The sequence below is a fragment of the uncultured Phascolarctobacterium sp. genome, assembly GCF_905212365.1.
Lineage (GTDB): Bacteria > Bacillota > Negativicutes > Acidaminococcales > Acidaminococcaceae > Phascolarctobacterium_A.
In genome coordinates, this window is sequence record NZ_CAJMEH010000010.1 from 1 (window position 1) to 17,015 (window position 17,015).

Here is a 17,015-nt window from a genome sequence, read left to right on the forward strand (position 1 = left end):
TGGCGGCGGGCTGCACGGATGGCTGCCGGGGCTTTTGACCATTGCCGTCAAGGTGATGTTCATTCCCTATGCTATTCTTAAAGTAGTACACCAGCTGCGGGACGAGCGGGAAATCGTCAGCGATATCAACGTCAATTATTCCACGGCGGTGGCGGCCTGCAGCCTGGCGCTGGGCTACATGGTTATCGACGGCCTGCTGCCCATGGCTGCGGGACGCGATATTATGGCGGCCTCCATGTTTATGATTATGACGGGACTGACGCTGATAGTTATGCGCAGCCGCGCTATTATGCAGATGATTGGCCTGATTACTATGGAAAACGGCATTTATCTGTTGGGCCTGATTATGACGGAGGGCCTGCCTTTGATTATCGAGCTGGGTATTTTCCTGGACGTTTTAATCGCCGTGGTTATTTTGGTTATTTTGACCTCGCGCCTGCGTCTGTCCTTTAAAACGACGGATACAAACGTGCTGGACAAGCTGAAAGGTTAGGTGGAGCATGCTGGAATATATTTTGCCTTTGTTATGCCTGCCGCCTTTGTGCGCCGTGCTGGCGCTGACCGGGCGCTTTGCCAACCAAACGCTGCATTGGCTGCACCGCCTGACGGCTACGGCCGTGGGTTTGACGGTGCTGCTTTTGGCAGCCAATTTTAATCCTTCCCAGCCCTATGCGGACGATTATTTTTATATCGACGCCCTGAGCTGCTGGGTGCTGCTCATAATTACGACGCTGTACGTGGCTGCCAGCTGGACGGCCCGCTCCTACCTGACGCGGGAGGAGCGCTGCGGTGTACTGAAAGGCGAGCAGCTGCAAACGGGCCGGTATTTCGCTTTGATGCAGCTATTTTGCTGGACCATGTTCATCGTGCTGCTGGTGAAAAATCTGGGCCTTATGTGGGTCGCTATCGAAGCCACCACTTTGATTTCGGCGCTGTTGATTTCCTTTAAATTTACCCGCGCCGCATTGGAGGCCACCTGGAAATATATTATGGTCTGCACCGTAGGCATTTGCCTGGCGCTGCTGGGTACGCTGGTGCTGTATTACGCCCAGCTGGACGCTTTAGGCTCGGAAAAGGCCTTGAGCTGGCTGTACCTGCATCAGAACGCTTCCGTGCTGGACCCGTCCATGACGCGGCTGGCGCTGCTCTTTATCGTTATCGGCTACGGCACCAAGGCGGGCATGGCCCCCATGCATACCTGGCTGCCCGACGCCTACGCCGAAGCGCCGTCGCTGACCAGCGGTATGCTCAGCGGCGCGTTGTGCAGCTGCGCCATTTATGTGCTGCTGCGTAATCTGGTGATTCTGCTGCCTACTGCTGGCAGCGCCATGATGAGCAGCATGCTGCTGTTCTTCGCCGTGCTGACGGTGGCGGTGGCCGTGCCCTTCGTTGTGGTGCAGCGCGATATTAAGCGTCTGCTGGCTTATTCTTCTATGGAAAATATCGGTATTATGGTAGCGGGCATCGGCGCTTTTTCTGCCTTTTCCCTCAAGGCTGTGATGCTGCATATGTACAGCCACGCTATGATTAAATTCGTACTGTTCTATATTGCGGGTACTGTTATCCAGGAGTATCAGACCCGCAATATGATGCGTATTCACGGCATGATTAAGGATGTGCCCTATACGGCAACCTTTTGGCTGACCGGTATGCTGGGCATTTTGGGCCTGCCGCCCATGGGCTTGTTTTTCAGTAAATTTTATATTATGGCGGCTTTGTTCCGCGAGGGCCACTGGCTGGCCGGAAGCCTGCTCATCGTGCTGCTGGCAGGCGTACTGATCGGCATTTTGTATCATGGTATGCGCATGCTGGGGGACAGCGCCAGACGTAAGCCCTTGGGCGAGCTGCTGGGTTCCATGGATATTGCCGTGCTGGCGCTGCTGCTGCTGGCTACCTGTGCCGTGGGCGCAGGCTTTGAAGCCATTCCCTGGCTGAATAATTTGCTTAATTGCGCTGTGCGCGTTATAGGAGGCTGATGCTATGCTGGTAAAACCTGAAAATCTGCGCGGCGCCGCTAATATCTGCAGCGGCGGCGGTAAACATCCGCTGGCCGCTATGTTCGGCGCGGACGAAACCCTGCGCGGCGGCGGTCTGGCGATTTACTGCCTGTTCTATAATGCGGAAAAGCGCAGTCTGGACGTATTGAAAACGGAATTCCCCGCCGAAGGACCCTTCAGCTATCCCTGTCTGACCACGCTACTGCCTGCGGCCGCCTGGTACGAGCGGGAGCTGCACGATATGTTCGGCTTAGTGCCGGAAGGGCATCCCGATTTGCGGCCTTTGGTGCTGCACGAAAGCTTTCCTCCCGATTTCCACCCGCTGCTCAAGCAAACGCCGGTGGACTGCCAATGCCATGGCCATCGTGAATATGAAATGATGACTTCAACAGGCGAGGGCCTGTTTGAGGTCCCTGTCGGGCCCATTCACGCAGGCATCATCGAGCCGGGGCATTTCCGTTTCAGCCAGGCAGGCGAGGCCATGCTGCAGCTGGACGCCAAGCTGTTTTTTACTCATCGCGGCATTGAAAAGGCTTTGGAGGGCAAGACGCCTTGGGAGGCTATGCCCGTCATCGAGCGTATTTGCGGCGCTTGCAGCGTTGCCAACAGCCTGAGCTTCTGCCAGGCAGTGGAAAAGTTGTCGGAGGCGCAGGTACCGTACCGCGCCTGGCTGCTGCGCACGCTGGCGCTGGAGCTGGAGCGGTTGTACAACCATGTGGGCGATACGGGCAATATCTGCGCCGGCGTGGGCTTTTCGCCTGTTATCAGCATGGGCGCGCGCTTAAAGGAATACTTGATGCAGCTCAACGAGCTGCTGGCGGGCAACCGCTTTCTGCGAGGGCTGATTGTTCCCGGCGGCGTGGCTATGGACGCCGACGATAAAATTTTGGAAGAGATAGAGGACGTGCTCAAAGAGGTGGAAAAGGTTTACGCCGATATGGTGCATATCATGTGGGAGCAGGCTAATTTCGTCAACCGTATCCGTACCACGGGCATCGTTCGTGAAAATACTGCCTTCGATTTGGCTATGGTGGGTGTGGGTGCCCGCGCCAGCGGTATTGCCCGCGACAGCCGCAAGGATATGGGCTTCGGTATTTACGACGAGCTGGCTTTCGACGTGGTGGTGGAGCATACCGGCGACGTGGAAGCCCGTATTAAGGTGCGCGTGGGCGAGGTCGCTCAAAGCATCAGCCTGGTGCGGCAGCTGATTGCCAAGCTGCGCCGCAACGCCGATACGGAGCTGCAGGTAGATTTAGGCCAGCTGCGTACCTTGGAGGGCAGCTGGGGCATCAGCGAATCGGCAAGGGGAGATAATATTCATTGGCTGCTGCTGGATGAAAACGGCCGTATTGACCGCTGCTTTATCCGCTCTGCCTCCTATCCCAACTGGCCCGCGCTGACGGTGGCTGTTCAGGGCGATATTATCCCTGATTTCCCTTTGATTAATAAAAGCTTTGAGCTGTGCTATGCCTGCATAGACCGCTAGGAGGTGGCAAGATGTTAAAAATGCTGGAAGCGATTTTAGCAGGTAAAATTGCTACGGAAAATATAGAAACGACCGGCTCCAAGCGGCTGCGCGGGCAGCGGCGCTGCGCCGACGGCTGCATCGGCTGCGGCCAATGCGCGTCGGCGTGTCCTGTGCAGGCTGTGGCTATGGAGCAGGGCAGACCGCAGATAGATTACCATAAATGCCTGTTCTGCGGCCGCTGCGTGGAGGCCTGCGCTGAGAAGGCGCTGACCCACAGCAATAAGGAGCGCTTAGCGGATATTTTGAGCGAAAGTCAGGCGGAGGTCAGCCAGACGGTTACGGCTAAGCTGGGACGTTCGCTGCATGTGCGCCATTTGGACGCCGGCAGCTGCAACGCCTGCGATTTTGAAATGGGCGCTGCCAGCAATCCTGTTTACGATTTGCACCGCTACGGCATCGCCTTTGTGGCTTCGCCGCGCCACGCGGATATGCTGATGGTGACGGGCGTAGTGACGCGCAATCTGGAGCAGGCTTTGCGCATGACCTACGAGGCCATGCCCGAACCGCGCCTAGTGATGGCCTGCGGAGCCTGCGCAGCAGGCGGAGCTACCTATGGCTCTACTTATGCCATCGTGGGCAAGGCTGCCGACGTAGTGCCGGTGGATATTGCCGTGCCTGGCTGTCCGCCGCGGCCCAGCGCTATGATTGTTGCCTTGTGCGCCGCCGCCGACATGCTTAGCGAGCGGCTGTAGCAGTTTGCTTTGCCATTGAGCTGTGCTGCTTTTATAAATATTCTTATGACGGCGAAGCTATTTTTTAGTTGTACTATATGTTGAATAGTGGTAAGATATACGAAGCAAGTCCGCCGTTTGTACGGCGGGCTGTCAGTTCATCTTATCAAGGAGTCCTGCCCATGATTATTTTTCGTCCTGCTAAATTCAGCGATGTGGAAAATATCCACAAGCTGTTGAATTATTATGCTCATGAGGGCTTGATGCTGCCCCGTGCCCGCAACGCTATTTATGAAAATCTGCGCGATTATATTATCGCCGTGGAAAACAACCGGCTGCTGGGCTGCGGCGCGCTGCACTTCGTGTGGGACCGTTTGGCTGAGATCCGCAGTTTGGCGGTGGAGCCCAGCCTGAAATGCACCGGTATTGGCCGCCAGCTGGTTGCCAGACTGGAGCAGGAGGGGATAGAACGCGGCGTGACCATGTTCTTTACCCTGACCTATCAGCCGGGCTTTTTCGCTAAATGCGACTATATTGAAACGGCTAAGGACAAGCTGCCCCAAAAGGTATGGAAGGAATGCGTTTACTGCCCTCAATACCCTTACTGCAATGAAATTGCTTTTGTGAAAACGACGGTGGATTACGAGCCCAGTGAAGTAAAATTTTAGTTAAAGACAACAAAACTCGACTACAATTTTCCTTATAATGAGGAAAGCTGTAGTCGAGTTTTTTCTGTGCGCTCTAGTTCTTCGCTTCGTACCTGCTTCGATAGTACTCCATAGTTCTGTACTCAATGATATCCTTTAGCTGCGCTACAAAAGCGCTGTTCTGTACTACGCCAGCCAAAGAATCTGCTAAAGCGATAGGATAGCCGTCGCGTTCTACGAAAAAGCCTCTGCCGGAAGCTTTTAAAAACTTTACCGGGTTACGCAAAATATTGCTCAAATGAGCCTTGTCGCTTATACTCTTGTATTCTTCTAAGATAATTCCTTTTTTCAAATCTTTCCAATTTGTTCCGTTATTGAAAAAGTCCTTCCAGCTGGATAAAAGCTCATCTTTAGTTACAGCCATGCGTATTTTTCCGCCATTATAAAAAGCGAGCAGTACCGGCATTTTATACACTTTGGTCATATCTGTAGTTTCTAAAAGATGTATAAACTCCTTGCCCACGTTGCTGCAAAGTTCCGCCTCTGCTTTCGTCAATAAGCCCAACTGCTCCTTATAGGCCAGATAATTTTTAAAAATATTATCTTTGGCATTTTTTAGGCACAGATAATAAATCTCATCATCCATATAGGTAAACAGTTCCATGCGGGTGGGCGTCTTCCCCAAAGTTTCTTGTACTTGCAAAAAACCTTGGCGAATACGTTCCTTTATGTGCCGATGGCGCTGTTCCAGATGTTGGAATAAATCCAAAAGCGGTATATCAAAATCAACAATGCAGTCATCAGGGTATTCCAACTCTCCGCGAGATAAAATCCGGCCTTCGTTAGTTGTCTTGGTTGCCAGCAAAAAAGGAGCGCGCTCGGCCTTGGCATAATTGCCAATAAAGTCTAAAACATTCAAAAAATGCTTTCCTTTGTACAGCCTCAGACCACGACCCAGCTGCTGCAAAAAGACGATGGGACTTTCTGTCGGACGCAAAAACATTACCATGTCCACGGCAGGAATATCCACGCCTTCATTGAACATGTCAACAGAAAAAATCACTTTAATTTCGCCTTTAAGCAGTTTAGAAATAGCTCGTTGCCTGTCCTCAGAAAACCTTCCTTGGGCGTCGCTGTACACAGCTACTGCCGGTATACCGCGCTCGCAAAAATCTTTGGCCATCATTTCCGCATGCATGCGGGAACAGCAAAAGCCTAATGCTTTCTTAGAACGATACTTTAAATAATGCTTATAAATCAATTCGTTGCGGCGTTGATTGCCTACATAGGCCGTATTTAAATCCTGCTCGTTATAACGTCCGCCTATAAAACGCATGCTGGAATAATCGGTTTCGTCATAAATCCCATAATAATGGAAGGGCGTTAGCAAGCCTTTGTTTATAGCTTCCTGTAGAGTAATCACATAGGGAACATTATAATCGCAGAGCTCAAAAATATTGCGGCCGTCCATGCGGTCCGGCGTAGCCGTCAGTCCCAGCAAAAACTTGGGCGTAAAATACTCTACGATATTGCGATACATTTTAGTAACCGCATGATGGAACTCGTCCACTACTATATAATCAAAATAATCTTTAGGAAAATATTTTTCGTTTAAATACTGCTCTTTGCCAAGAGTTGCCACAGAAGCGAAAACCAGCTGTTTATCCGTGTCTTTTTGCTGACCTGTGAAAAAGCCGCAACTATCGTTAGGACGTACGTTTTTAAAAGATTCTGCCGCTTGACGCAAAATTTCCTCGCGATGAGCAACAAATAGTACGCGTTTGAAATTAACTGAATCGAATGCAGCCAAATAAGTTTTACCTAAGCCCGTAGCAGCTTGCACAACACCCTTAGTCGCGCCTTCTTCCCGAGAATTGTTCAGAGAATATAAGGCTTCGATTTGCGCACCGCGAGGTTGGAATAAGCTGCTCACATGGGTATTTTCATCGTTGGTTATTTCGTAGCGCTCTAAATCTTTGGCAATAGAAGGCCTGCGCCAGCTTTTGGAATAGCTTTGCAGTACCTTGTCGTCAATAACAATGGAATGATTATCAAACAACCGATTAAATGTTTCATAAAAGGAAGCAAAGCTTTCCTGATCAATGCGTTTGATTAGTCGATAATTCCATTCGATGCCTTCAGTCAGGGCGCTGCGCGAAATATTAGAGGAGCCGATGAAAATTTCGCCGTCGTCGCCGTAATGAAAAATATAAGCTTTGGAATGAAAGGCGCGTGTAGTATCGTTATAAAAACGCAAGTCGACGCTGTTGCCTAGTTCTTTTTTGATCAGATATAGAGCCGCAGGCTGGGTGATGCCCAAATAGTTGCCAGTGAGCAGTCTGATGCGCACGCCTCTCGTTAAAGCTGCCTGCAAGTCTTTCAGCAGCATGCGCACGCCGCTTTCCATCAAAAAGGAAACAACTATATCAATGGCGTCCGCCTGCTGAATGCTCATTTTCAGTTGGTAATAGAGAAATTTTTTGTAGTTGTTGTCGCCGGTGATAACGCTAATGGGCTCAACTTCTATTTCCTGTTGCTGCGCTTCGCTACCAGCACATTCAACCATTTTTCTTCACTCCTGCCAGGACGTACATCGTCCGTAATCCACAGCTTTTTTACTTCCAATTCATCGACTTTTTGGAGCAGGGTTTGCAAACCTTTCTCATCCAAATCGGTGAAAAACCTGCCGTTGCGTTCGCCTGTGAATTGCCCATATTTAAAAGACGTATAAATTACGCCGTCGTTTTTTAATGCCCGAAGCATTTTTTTCAGTACAACAATTAAATCTTCCCAACTCAGATGCAGGATAGAAGCGCAGGCCCAAATGCCGTCATATTTTTCTACTGTCGCCAGCTCTTGGAAAAGCATCTGCTTTACCGTGATACCGGCATACTCGCTGGCTAAGCGGCACAGTTCCATCGAGCCGTCGGTGGCGTCAACAGTAAAGCCGCGTTCCAAAAAATATTTGGTATCCCTGCCGCTGCCGCAGCCAAAATCCAAGATGGCCGCTCCTTTTGGCAGTAATGCTAAAAATTTATCTTGAGTTATATGGAAATCTACACGCACCGTACCTTGGACAAAGTCCTGAGCGTTGGCGTTGTAGTAGTCTAAAGTTGTTTTATGAGTCATGTGGTTGGCCTTTATTTATAATTCTATAGAACTATTTTATATTAAGCTACTATTTATTATTGGCGTGCTGCCACAGATACCACACGGCCAAGGAACGCCAGGGACGCCAGGGCTCGGTGATTTGGTTGATTTGTCCGCGTTTGGGTACGGCGGCCAGTCCCAGCAGCTGCTGCAGCTCCTTCTTAAAGATGAAGTCCGCGGTGGGGACTACATCCGTGCGGCACAGGGCCAGCAGCAGGAACATTTCGATGGTCCATTGACCCAGGCCGCGCACCTGCAAAAGCTGCTTGGTAATTTGGCTGTCTGTCATATTGACGAAGTTTTCCATGACTATCTGACCGCTCGTAATAGCGTTGGCAAAGGCCATCAGATAATCGATTTTTTGTTTAACCAGGCCGATGCCTAAAAGCTTTTCCTCAGGAACGTCCAAAATAGCCTGAGGCATAATCGGTTTGCCGACTAATTGTTCCAGCTTCTGCATCAGCCTTTGGCTGACGTCGGGCGGTAGCTGTTGGGATACGATGCCCGTCAGCAGAATTGTAAAGTAGTCGCTTTGGGGTTTGGCCCGCAAGGGGCAGGGGGAGTATTTTTCGACTAATGGGGCAAGCTCTGGTACGTTTTCGCGCAGATAGCGGTCACCAGCGGACCAATCTGGGGTTTGGCACATAAGCATCCTCCTCTTGTGTTTTATTCTGACATCATTATAATACGAAAAACACCGGCAGACAAATATTTTTTGCGGAGCTTTCCGTCCGGAATTACGGATTGATAAAAATAACTGTCAAGCATCAAGCCTGACAGTTCAAATTAATTGCTTTTTTGTTTCTGTACTTAGGGCAGCAAAATGCTTTTGGAAGCGGGGAGTAAAAGTAAATTTGCAGCTCATCAGTCGTTCTCCAGTTTTTCGAACAGGGCGTCAACATTATCAAATAAAGGCTGTTTACCAGAGGCAATATTAGCTTTTACTTCTGGAGCACAAGCTTGAGGTACATGGCGGCGAAGGCAAGGACGCCGCTTTTGCTGTGCCCAATAAAAATGGCCAGCGCCAGGCTGACCATAAGAGCGATAAGATAATTCAACGCTTGCCGGTAAAGAGCAGGCTTAATATTTTGCTGCGTTGGAAAATTTTTTGCAGCAGCAGGCTGGCCAGCAACGAACCGGCTACCAGCAGCACATAGGACAGGCAGACCTTTTTCGCGGTCATCACGATGCCGAATTTATTATAAAAGCTTGTCAGCCAGTCCAGCAGCAGGGGATGGATAAAGTAAATAAGCATGGAATTGGCGGCTAAAAGCTCGATGATGCGCTGTAAACAAACGGCAGCTTTAGGGGCGCTGCCGCTTTGCACGCGGCGCTCCAGCCAATCCAGCAGCAGGCAGAAGTATAGCAGAGAGGCAATGGTGTACAGTAATCCCTGGTGGCTGAGCTGATGATAGGTGTTTGCCAAATCGATAAGTGTATAGCCCTGATAGCGAAAGGCGTAGTAGGCGCTGCCCGCGTCGTAAACGACGCTCGCCAGGTAAAGAGCTAGCACCGGCAGCGGATAAGCACGCAGCCAGGCCAGAAATTTATCCCAGTAGACGGCAGCCAGAGAGCCGCCCATAAAAATCAGCAGGTAATGCAAGGGCAGGTAGTTGAGCCGGTAAACGAAAAAGTTTTTCGCCAGCGGGCTCCATTGGCTGGGGGCGACGTCGGGATGGGTGGTCCACCAGTTGAAGGCCAGCTGGAAAAGCAGGAGCAGCGCCAGCCCCGCAGCCGCGCCGTGCTTGACGATGCCGCGCAGCAGAACGCGCCATAATGGATAGGAAGCGTAAAACCACAGCAGGATAACCATAAAGTACAAATGGTAGCAACCCAGACCGAAGAAAAGCACGAAGGCCACGTGCAGCGGCTGCCAGCTGACGAAACCAGGCGGCAGAATTAGCCAGAAGTACAGCATATAAAGCAGCGACCAGCTCAGATAGGGCAGCCCTGCGCCGCGCAGCCGCTTCTTCATAAAGTCAGCATAGGGCAGCGCGCCGCCGCTGAGTAAAGTTTTATCCGTACAGCACAGCCCGTAGCCGGAAATAAAGAAGAAGGCGGGGACGCTGTAGCGGCTTAAAATTTCCAGCAGGCAGTATAAGGTGAAATCGTTGGGCGTCAGCGCCAGGCTGCCGGTGTGGATGCCGATAACGCCCAGCATACACAGCGCCCTGATATTATCTACGATGGCGTTTCTCATAATTTTATCCTTTCGGAAGCGTGCAAGTAAAAGTAATATAATAATTATTATACACCTAAAAACCCCGCCGCGGCCAGTGTGTTTTTCTGATTAAAAAAGCGTAAAATTTTGCGCGAAATATTTGACGGATAGAGCGTTGGGGTGTAAAATATATACAATCAATTAAATGCACCTTTAAATTGGTCCCGTGAGACTGCAAGGTTAAGCTACTGTTGACAAGCAAGGGCCTTCTTGTACCTACATGGGACGAGAAGGCTTTTATTTTTTATTCATTACAAGAGCATAAAATATACAGGAGGTAAAGCTAATGGCTAAATCAAATGTATCTCTGGGAGGCAGAGATATACTGGATCTGGAAAGCCTCAGCGTGGAAGAAATCGAATTGATTTTAAAGACAGCTGAGGAAATGAAGAAGGTTATGAAGAGGGATATTAAAAAGCTCCCTTCTCTGCGCGGCAAATCCATCATCAATTTGTTCTATGAGCCCAGTACCCGTACCCGCACTTCCTTTGAGCTGGCAGGCAAGTACCTGGGGGCTGATGTGGTTAATGTTACCACCAGCAGTTCCAGCGTGGTTAAAGGCGAATGCCTGCGCGATACTATTCTGACATTGCAGTCCATGGCCTGCGACGCTATCGTTATGCGTCACCCCATCGAAGGAGCTGCAGCTTATGCAGCGCAGGTTGCCGACCCGGTAATCATTAACGCGGGCGACGGCGCTCACGCTCATCCGTCCCAGGGCCTGCTGGATATGTTCACCATCCGCGAGCAGGGCAAAACCCTGAAGGGCTTAAAAATGGCTATTATCGGCGATATTCTGTACAGCCGCGTAGCGCGCACCAATATTGCCGCCTGGACTAAAATGGGCGCGGAGGTGCATGTGGCAGGCCCCATGACGCTGCTGCCCCATGATGTGGAGGCTCTTGGCGTAACCGTACATAAACGTGTAGAGGACGCTATTGCGGACGCTGACGTTGTGGATATTCTGCGTATTCAGCTGGAACGCCAGAAGAAGGGCTTGTTCCCGTCTCCCCGCGAATATGCCCGCATTTTCGGCATCAACGAAAACCGTTTGAAGCTGGCTAAACCCGATGTAACCGTACTGCATCCGGGCCCCATGAACCGCGGTCTGGAAATCTCCTGGGAGGTTGGCTACTGTGATAATGCCGCAATCCGTACCGAGGTACAAAACGGCGTGGCAGTACGTATGGCGCTCTTATTCTTGACTTTGACAGGAGGTAAACACATTGAAAACGTTGATTAAAAACGGCAGGGTCGTTGACCCCAGCCAAAAGCTGGACGCAGTAATGGACATTCTGGTAGAGGATGGTAAGATTAAAGCTTTGGGCGCAAATATCGCCGAAGCTGCCGACGAAGTATACGACGCTGCCGGTCTTGTGGTAACGCCTGGTTTGATCGACGTACATACGCATATGCGTGAGCCCGGCCTGGAAGCAAAAGAGGATATTATTTCCGGTACGATGGCTGCCGCTGCCGGCGGCGTGACCACCGTGGCCTGCATGCCCAATACCAAGCCCGTTATCGATACCTCCATCGTAGTAAGCGGCATTAAGCAGCGCGCTGCGGAGGAAAGCTACGCTAACGTAGAGGTTATCGGCGCTATCAGCAAGGGCGAAAAGGGCGAGGAGCTGGCCGAGATGGGCGACATGGCGGAAAAAGGCGCTATGGGCTTTTCCGACGACGGCCATTATGTAAAGAGTTCCCGCTTGTTTACGCTGGCGGCTAAATATATTACGGCTTTCGATAAGCCGCTGCTGTGCCATGCCATCGACCCGGAGCTGAACGCCGAAGGCTATATGCATGAGGGCGCTGTTTCCGCGCGCATCGGCGTGCCCGGTATTCCGGCCATTTCCGAGGATATCGCCGTGGCTCGCGACTGCATTATTGCCGAATACACCGGCGCGCATGTGCATATCTGCCATGTGGCCTCTAAAGGCGCAATTGATATTATCCGTCAGGCTAAGAAAAAGGGCGTCAATGTTACCAGTGAGGTAACGGTGCATCACCTTACTTTGACAGACGAGGCCTGCGCTAACTATAATTCTGCAACCCGCGTCAGCCCGCCGCTGCGCAGCTGGGACCATGTGCAGGCTATGCGCGAAGCTGTGCTGGACGGCACGGTGGACTGCATCGTAACCGACCATTCTCCCCACGCGCCGGAGGAAAAGGACGTGGAGTTCCGTTATGCTCCCTGCGGCTTCTGCGGCTTGGAAACATCTTTGGCCGTTATGCTGACCGACCTGTATCATAAGAATATTTTTGACCTAAATACCATCATCAGTAAGATGAGCTGCGAGCCTGCCAAGCTGTTCCGCCTGCCGGGCGGCACCTTAAAGGAGGGCGCTGTAGCCGATATTACGATTATGGATTTGAATAAAGAATGGACTGTTGACAGCTCCAAATTTTATACCCGCGGCAAGTTCACCCCCTACGAGGGCAAGGCCTGCAAGGGCAAAGCCGTCGCAACTATGCTGCATGGTAAATTTGTGATGAGAGATGGTGTAGTATGCACAAAACAATGAGAAAAGGAAAATTAGTCCTCAAGGACGGCAGCGTCTATGAAGGCACTTTGTATGGCAAGCGCAACGCGGTGGGCGAGGTTGTCTTTACTACCGGCATGAGCGGCTATCAGGAAACGCTGACCGACCCGTCCTTCTGCGGCCAAATCGTCGTTATGACCTATCCGCTGGTAGGCAACTACGGCTGCAGCCCCTTGTTCAACCAAGGGCGCAAATGCTTCTTCCAGGGCTATGTAATCGGCGACCTGTGCGATCACCCCAGCAACTGGCGCAACGAGCAAAGCCTGGAGGCGTTTTTGGAGCAGCAGGATATTCCTACGCTGGTAGGCGTGGATACCCGCGCAATTACGCGCAAGCTGCGTAATTACGGCGTTCTGCAGGGCGTTATCGTTCCGGCGGAAATGCCTCAGGACGAGGTGGAGGCGCTGCTGGCTACTCCCGACGTTCACGACCAGGTGCAGCAGGTTACGACCAAGGAAGTATATTCCCTGGGCGAAGGCAAGCTGAACGTAGCCGTTATGGACTTCGGCATTAAGCAAAATATCCTCAACTATTTGGCAAGCTTTGGCTGCCATTTGACCGTTTTCCCCGCTGATACCAGCGCCGAAGAAGTGCTGCGCTATAATCCGGACGGCATTTTCCTGTCCAACGGCCCCGGCGACCCCAAGGATTTGCCGGAGGTTATCGAAAACGTTAAGAAAATGATTGGCCGCCGTCCTATTTTCGGCATCTGCCTGGGGCACCAGCTGATGGCTTTGGCTAACGGCGCCGATACCTATAAAATGAAATTTGGCCATCGCGGCATCAACCAGCCGGTTAAGGATCTGCGCAGCGGACGCATTTACATCAGCTCCCAGAACCACGGCTATGCGGTGGACGAAAAATCGTTGGAGGGCAAGGGCATTAATATTACCCACATTTCCATGAACGACGGCACTATCGAGGGCGTGGAATATACCAAGCATCCCACCTTTACTGTACAGTACCATCCGGAAGCCTGCCCCGGCCCCGGCGGCCATGAATACCTGTTTAAGCATTTTATTGATATGATGGAGGGTCGTTAATCATGCCGAAGCTTAGCAATATAAAAAAGGTTCTCGTGATTGGTTCCGGCCCCATCATCATCGGTCAGGCTGCGGAATTTGACTACGCCGGTACTCAAGCCTGTCGTGCTTTGAAGGAAGAAGGGCTGGAGGTTGTGCTGGTCAACAGCAATCCGGCGACGATTATGACCGACGTGCATATTGCCGACCGCGTCTATGTAGAACCTATCAGCATTGAATTTTTGGAAAATATTATTAAACGCGAGCGTCCCGACTCCTTGCTGGCAACCCTGGGCGGCCAGGTGGGACTGAACATGGCTATGGCGCTTGAGGAAAAGGGCATCCTGAACGAATACAAGGTACGCCTGTTAGGCACGCAGATTTCCGCTATTAAGAGAGGCGAGGACCGCGAGCTGTTTAAGGAAACGATGGAAAAAATCCATCAGCCCATTCCCGAATCCACTATTGTAGAAACAGTTATGGCAGCCTGCGCCTTTGGCCGCCAGATCGGCTATCCTTTGATTGTGCGCCCGGCCTATACCTTGGGCGGCACTGGCGGCGGCATTGCCGACAATGAGGACGAGCTGGTTGATATCGTGCAAAAGGGCCTGGGCTACAGCCCCATCGGCCAGTGCCTTATCGAGCGCAGCATTGCCGGCTGGAAGGAAATAGAGTACGAGGTTATCCGCGACGCTGCCGATAACTGTATTACCGTTTGCTCCATGGAAAACCTGGATCCCGTAGGCGTACACACCGGCGATTCTATCGTTGTGGCTCCGGCGCAGACCTTGAGCGACCGCGAGGTGCAGCTGCTGCGTCAGGCTTCTATCGACATCGTGCGCGAGCTGGGCGTAGTAGGCGGCTGCAACGTACAGCTGGCCTTGGACCCTTATTCTGAAAACTATTACGTTATCGAGGTAAACCCCCGCGTAAGCCGCAGCTCCGCTCTGGCCTCCAAGGCCACGGGCTATCCCATCGCTAAAGTAACCAGCAAAATCGCCGTGGGCTATAATCTGGACGAGATTGAAAACGCCGTTACCCAAAAGACCAAGGCCTGCTTCGAGCCTACGCTGGACTATATCGTGCTTAAATTCCCGCGCTGGCCTTTCGATAAATTCGTCACTGCCGACCGCACTTTGGGTACGCAGATGAAGGCTACCGGCGAGGTTATGGCTATCGAGCGCTCCATGGAGGCTTCCATGCTGAAGGCTGTGCGCTGCCTGGAAATTGGCTTGACGCATCTGGAGATGCCGGAGCTGAAGGCCTTGAGCGACGAAGAAATCCATGACCGCATCAAGCTGATTGACGACGAACGCTGCTTTGTAATCGCCGAGGCTATGCGCCGCGGTATTACTATCGACGATATTCACAGCATTACGAAAATAGATAAATGGTTCCTGTCCAAGATTCAGAACATCGTCAAGATGGAGCGCGCGCTGGAAACGCACGAGCTGACTGCCAGCCTGCTGCGTAAGGCCAAGAAGATGGGCTTTGCCGATAAGACGATTGCTGCCCGTGTTGGCAAAACAGAGTTTGAAATCCGCGACCTGCGTAAAGCGTGGGGAATTATCCCGACCTACAAGATGGTTGATACCTGCGCCGCAGAATTTGAAGCCGCTACGCCGTACTACTACTCCTGCTATGAAACTGAGGACGAGGTAGAGGTAACGGATAAGAAGAAGGTAGTCGTTCTGGGCTCCGGTCCTATCCGCATTGGTCAGGGCGTAGAATTTGACTACTGCTCTGTACACTGCGTTTGGGCGTTGAAGGAACTGGGCTACGAAACCATCATCATCAATAATAACCCGGAAACAGTTTCCACCGACTTCGATATTTCCGATAAGCTGTATTTTGAGCCGCTGACGGTGGAGGACGTGCTCAATGTTATCGACAAGGAAAAGCCGGAGGGCGTTATCGTACAGTTCGGCGGCCAGACGGCCATCAATCTGGCAGGCCCCTTGTCCAAGGCTGGCGTGCAGGTTTTAGGCAGCAGCGTCGACAGCATCGACCGCGCCGAGGACCGCGAGCGCTTTGACGAGCTGCTGACCAACTGTGATATTCCCCGCCCGCAGGGCCATACCGTATTCGATACCGAAGGCGCTTTGGCTGCGGCTCACGACGTAGGCTATCCTACTATGGTGCGTCCTTCCTATGTACTGGGCGGCCGCGCTATGGAAATCGTCTATAACGACGAGGAGCTGAAGCACTATATGTCCAGCGCCGTAAAGGCTTCCCACGAGCATCCTGTGCTGGTTGACCATTACCTGCAGGGTACCGAGGTGGAAGTCGACGCTATCTGCGACGGCAAAGAGGTGCTGATCCCCGGCATTATGGAACACGTAGAGCGCGCAGGCGTACATTCCGGCGACTCCATTGCCGTATATCCGCCGCGCAGCCTGTCCGAATCCGTTATTAAAACGATTATCAACTACACCAATAAAATGGCCTTAGGGCTGGAAGTTAAGGGCATGATTAACATTCAGTACATCGTGCGCGACGAGCATGTTTACGTTATCGAGGTTAACCCGCGTTCCTCCAGAACCGTGCCGTTCCTGAGCAAAGTAACCAGCGTACCCATGGTCAATGTGGCTACGAAATGCGCTATGGGCAAGAGCATCCGCGAGCAGGGCTTTAAGCCGGGCCTGCGCCTGTTCCCCGACTACTATGCCGTTAAGGCTCCCGTATTCTCCTTCAATAAAATGTCCAATGTAGATATTACCTTAGGGCCGGAGATGAAGTCCACCGGCGAGGTAATGGCCTGCGATTATCAGTTCAGCCGCGCGCTGTACAAGGCTTGCCTGGCGTCCGGCATCAACGTGCCGCACGAAGGCTCCATTTTGATTACCGTGGCCGATATGGATAAGCCGGAAGCGGTAGAAATCGCCAAGGGCTTTGAGGAGTTGGGCTATATTGTCACCGCAACCGGCGGTACCGCCCAATACCTGCAGGAGCAGGGCGTTAATGTGAACGTGGCTACGAAGGTCAGCGAAGGTCATCCCAATATTTTGGACGACATCAAAGCGGGACGTATCAGCATGGTTATCAACACCACCAACCATGGCCGCGACGCCGAGCGCGACGGCTTCAAGATTCGCCGTTCTACGGTAGAACACGCTATTCCCTGCCTGACCTCCATGGATACGGCGCGTGAATTGCAGCGCGTTATGAGCGCTATGCGCCGCCGCCGTGTAGTCAGCGTTGTCGCTTTGCAGGATTTAAGCTTGAGCTGGGAGGATTGA

13 protein-coding genes are annotated in these 17,015 nt (G+C 51.9%); 9 read left to right on the top strand and 4 right to left on the bottom strand.

The annotated features are described in order from the left end of the window. The 5 genes from QZ105_RS02990 to QZ105_RS03010 form a co-directional block, all read left to right on the top strand. Positions 1 to 493, top strand: a 493-nt coding sequence (locus QZ105_RS02990) for a hydrogenase (RefSeq protein WP_293728369.1), incomplete at its 5' end; no start/stop codon positions are given. Positions 494 to 500: 7 nt separating this feature from the next. Beyond that, on the top strand, positions 501 to 1,976 hold the full coding sequence (locus tag QZ105_RS02995; protein ID WP_293728370.1) for a proton-conducting transporter membrane subunit: 1,476 nt from the start codon (positions 501 to 503) through the stop codon (positions 1,974 to 1,976). Positions 1,977 to 1,980: 4 nt separating this feature from the next. Beyond that, positions 1,981 to 3,483, top strand: coding sequence for an NADH-quinone oxidoreductase subunit C (locus QZ105_RS03000; protein ID WP_293728371.1), 1,503 nt, complete (start codon positions 1,981 to 1,983; stop codon positions 3,481 to 3,483). An 11-nt stretch (positions 3,484 to 3,494) separates the two neighbouring features. Next, positions 3,495 to 4,217: an NADH-quinone oxidoreductase subunit NuoB gene (gene nuoB / locus QZ105_RS03005; protein ID WP_293728372.1), complete on the top strand. Its 723-nt coding sequence runs from the start codon at positions 3,495 to 3,497 to the stop codon at positions 4,215 to 4,217. 164 nt (positions 4,218 to 4,381) lie between these two features. Beyond that, entirely contained in the window at positions 4,382 to 4,864 is a 483-nt protein-coding gene (locus tag QZ105_RS03010; protein ID WP_366935970.1) for an N-acetyltransferase, read from the top strand. Positions 4,865 to 4,937: 73 nt separating this feature from the next. Here the strand turns inward: QZ105_RS03010 and QZ105_RS03015 are convergent, their stop codons facing one another. From QZ105_RS03015 to QZ105_RS03030, 4 genes are all read right to left on the bottom strand, one after another. Continuing rightward, a complete protein-coding gene (locus QZ105_RS03015) occupies positions 4,938 to 7,409 on the bottom strand; it encodes a DEAD/DEAH box helicase family protein (RefSeq protein WP_293728374.1) in 2,472 nt (823 codons plus the stop codon). Further along, the gene (locus tag QZ105_RS03020) at positions 7,367 to 7,972 is read right to left on the bottom strand and encodes a class I SAM-dependent methyltransferase (RefSeq protein WP_293728375.1); all 606 of its coding nucleotides are present in this window, start codon (positions 7,970 to 7,972) and stop codon (positions 7,367 to 7,369) included. The genes QZ105_RS03015 and QZ105_RS03020 overlap by 43 nt, the downstream gene beginning before the upstream one ends. Positions 7,973 to 8,021: 49 nt before the next feature. Then, the gene (locus QZ105_RS03025) at positions 8,022 to 8,639 is read right to left on the bottom strand and encodes a hypothetical protein (protein ID WP_293728376.1); all 618 of its coding nucleotides are present in this window, start codon (positions 8,637 to 8,639) and stop codon (positions 8,022 to 8,024) included. Positions 8,640 to 9,047: 408 nt separating this feature from the next. Continuing rightward, complete coding sequence (locus QZ105_RS03030; protein ID WP_293728377.1) at positions 9,048 to 10,193, bottom strand: acyltransferase; 1,146 nt, start codon at positions 10,191 to 10,193, stop codon at positions 9,048 to 9,050. A 307-nt stretch (positions 10,194 to 10,500) separates the two neighbouring features. Here QZ105_RS03030 and QZ105_RS03035 point away from each other — a divergent pair, with 307 nt between their 5' ends. From QZ105_RS03035 to carB, 4 genes are read left to right on the top strand one after another with little or no spacing between them, the layout of a single operon-like run. Further along, positions 10,501 to 11,457: an aspartate carbamoyltransferase catalytic subunit gene (locus tag QZ105_RS03035; protein WP_293728378.1), complete on the top strand. Its 957-nt coding sequence runs from the start codon at positions 10,501 to 10,503 to the stop codon at positions 11,455 to 11,457. Then, complete coding sequence (locus QZ105_RS03040; protein WP_293728379.1) at positions 11,441 to 12,736, top strand: dihydroorotase; 1,296 nt, start codon at positions 11,441 to 11,443, stop codon at positions 12,734 to 12,736. The genes QZ105_RS03035 and QZ105_RS03040 overlap by 17 nt, the downstream gene beginning before the upstream one ends. Continuing rightward, on the top strand, positions 12,721 to 13,797 hold the full coding sequence (gene carA, locus QZ105_RS03045; RefSeq protein WP_293728380.1) for a glutamine-hydrolyzing carbamoyl-phosphate synthase small subunit: 1,077 nt from the start codon (positions 12,721 to 12,723) through the stop codon (positions 13,795 to 13,797). The genes QZ105_RS03040 and carA overlap by 16 nt, the downstream gene beginning before the upstream one ends. A 2-nt stretch (positions 13,798 to 13,799) precedes the next feature. After that, positions 13,800 to 17,015 (top strand): carbamoyl-phosphate synthase large subunit, encoded by a 3,216-nt coding sequence (gene carB, locus QZ105_RS03050; RefSeq protein WP_293728381.1) that lies wholly within the window; start codon positions 13,800 to 13,802, stop codon positions 17,013 to 17,015.

Bases quoted from the DNA above. Each gene is read 5' to 3' on its own strand.
- QZ105_RS03025 (WP_293728376.1), bottom strand. From the start codon at position 8,639: ATGTGCCAAACCCCAGATTGGTCCGCTGGTGACCGCTATCTGCGCGAA.
- QZ105_RS03020 (WP_293728375.1), bottom strand. From the start codon at position 7,972: ATGACTCATAAAACAACTTTAGACTACTACAACGCCAACGCTCAGGAC.
- carA (WP_293728380.1), top strand. From the start codon at position 12,721: ATGCACAAAACAATGAGAAAAGGAAAATTAGTCCTCAAGGACGGCAGC.
- QZ105_RS03015 (WP_293728374.1), bottom strand. From the start codon at position 7,409: ATGGTTGAATGTGCTGGTAGCGAAGCGCAGCAACAGGAAATAGAAGTT.
- QZ105_RS03030 (WP_293728377.1), bottom strand. From the start codon at position 10,193: ATGAGAAACGCCATCGTAGATAATATCAGGGCGCTGTGTATGCTGGGC.
- carB (WP_293728381.1), top strand. From the start codon at position 13,800: ATGCCGAAGCTTAGCAATATAAAAAAGGTTCTCGTGATTGGTTCCGGC.
- QZ105_RS03035 (WP_293728378.1), top strand. From the start codon at position 10,501: ATGGCTAAATCAAATGTATCTCTGGGAGGCAGAGATATACTGGATCTG.
- QZ105_RS02995 (WP_293728370.1), top strand. From the start codon at position 501: ATGCTGGAATATATTTTGCCTTTGTTATGCCTGCCGCCTTTGTGCGCC.
- nuoB (WP_293728372.1), top strand. From the start codon at position 3,495: ATGTTAAAAATGCTGGAAGCGATTTTAGCAGGTAAAATTGCTACGGAA.
- QZ105_RS03000 (WP_293728371.1), top strand. From the start codon at position 1,981: ATGCTGGTAAAACCTGAAAATCTGCGCGGCGCCGCTAATATCTGCAGC.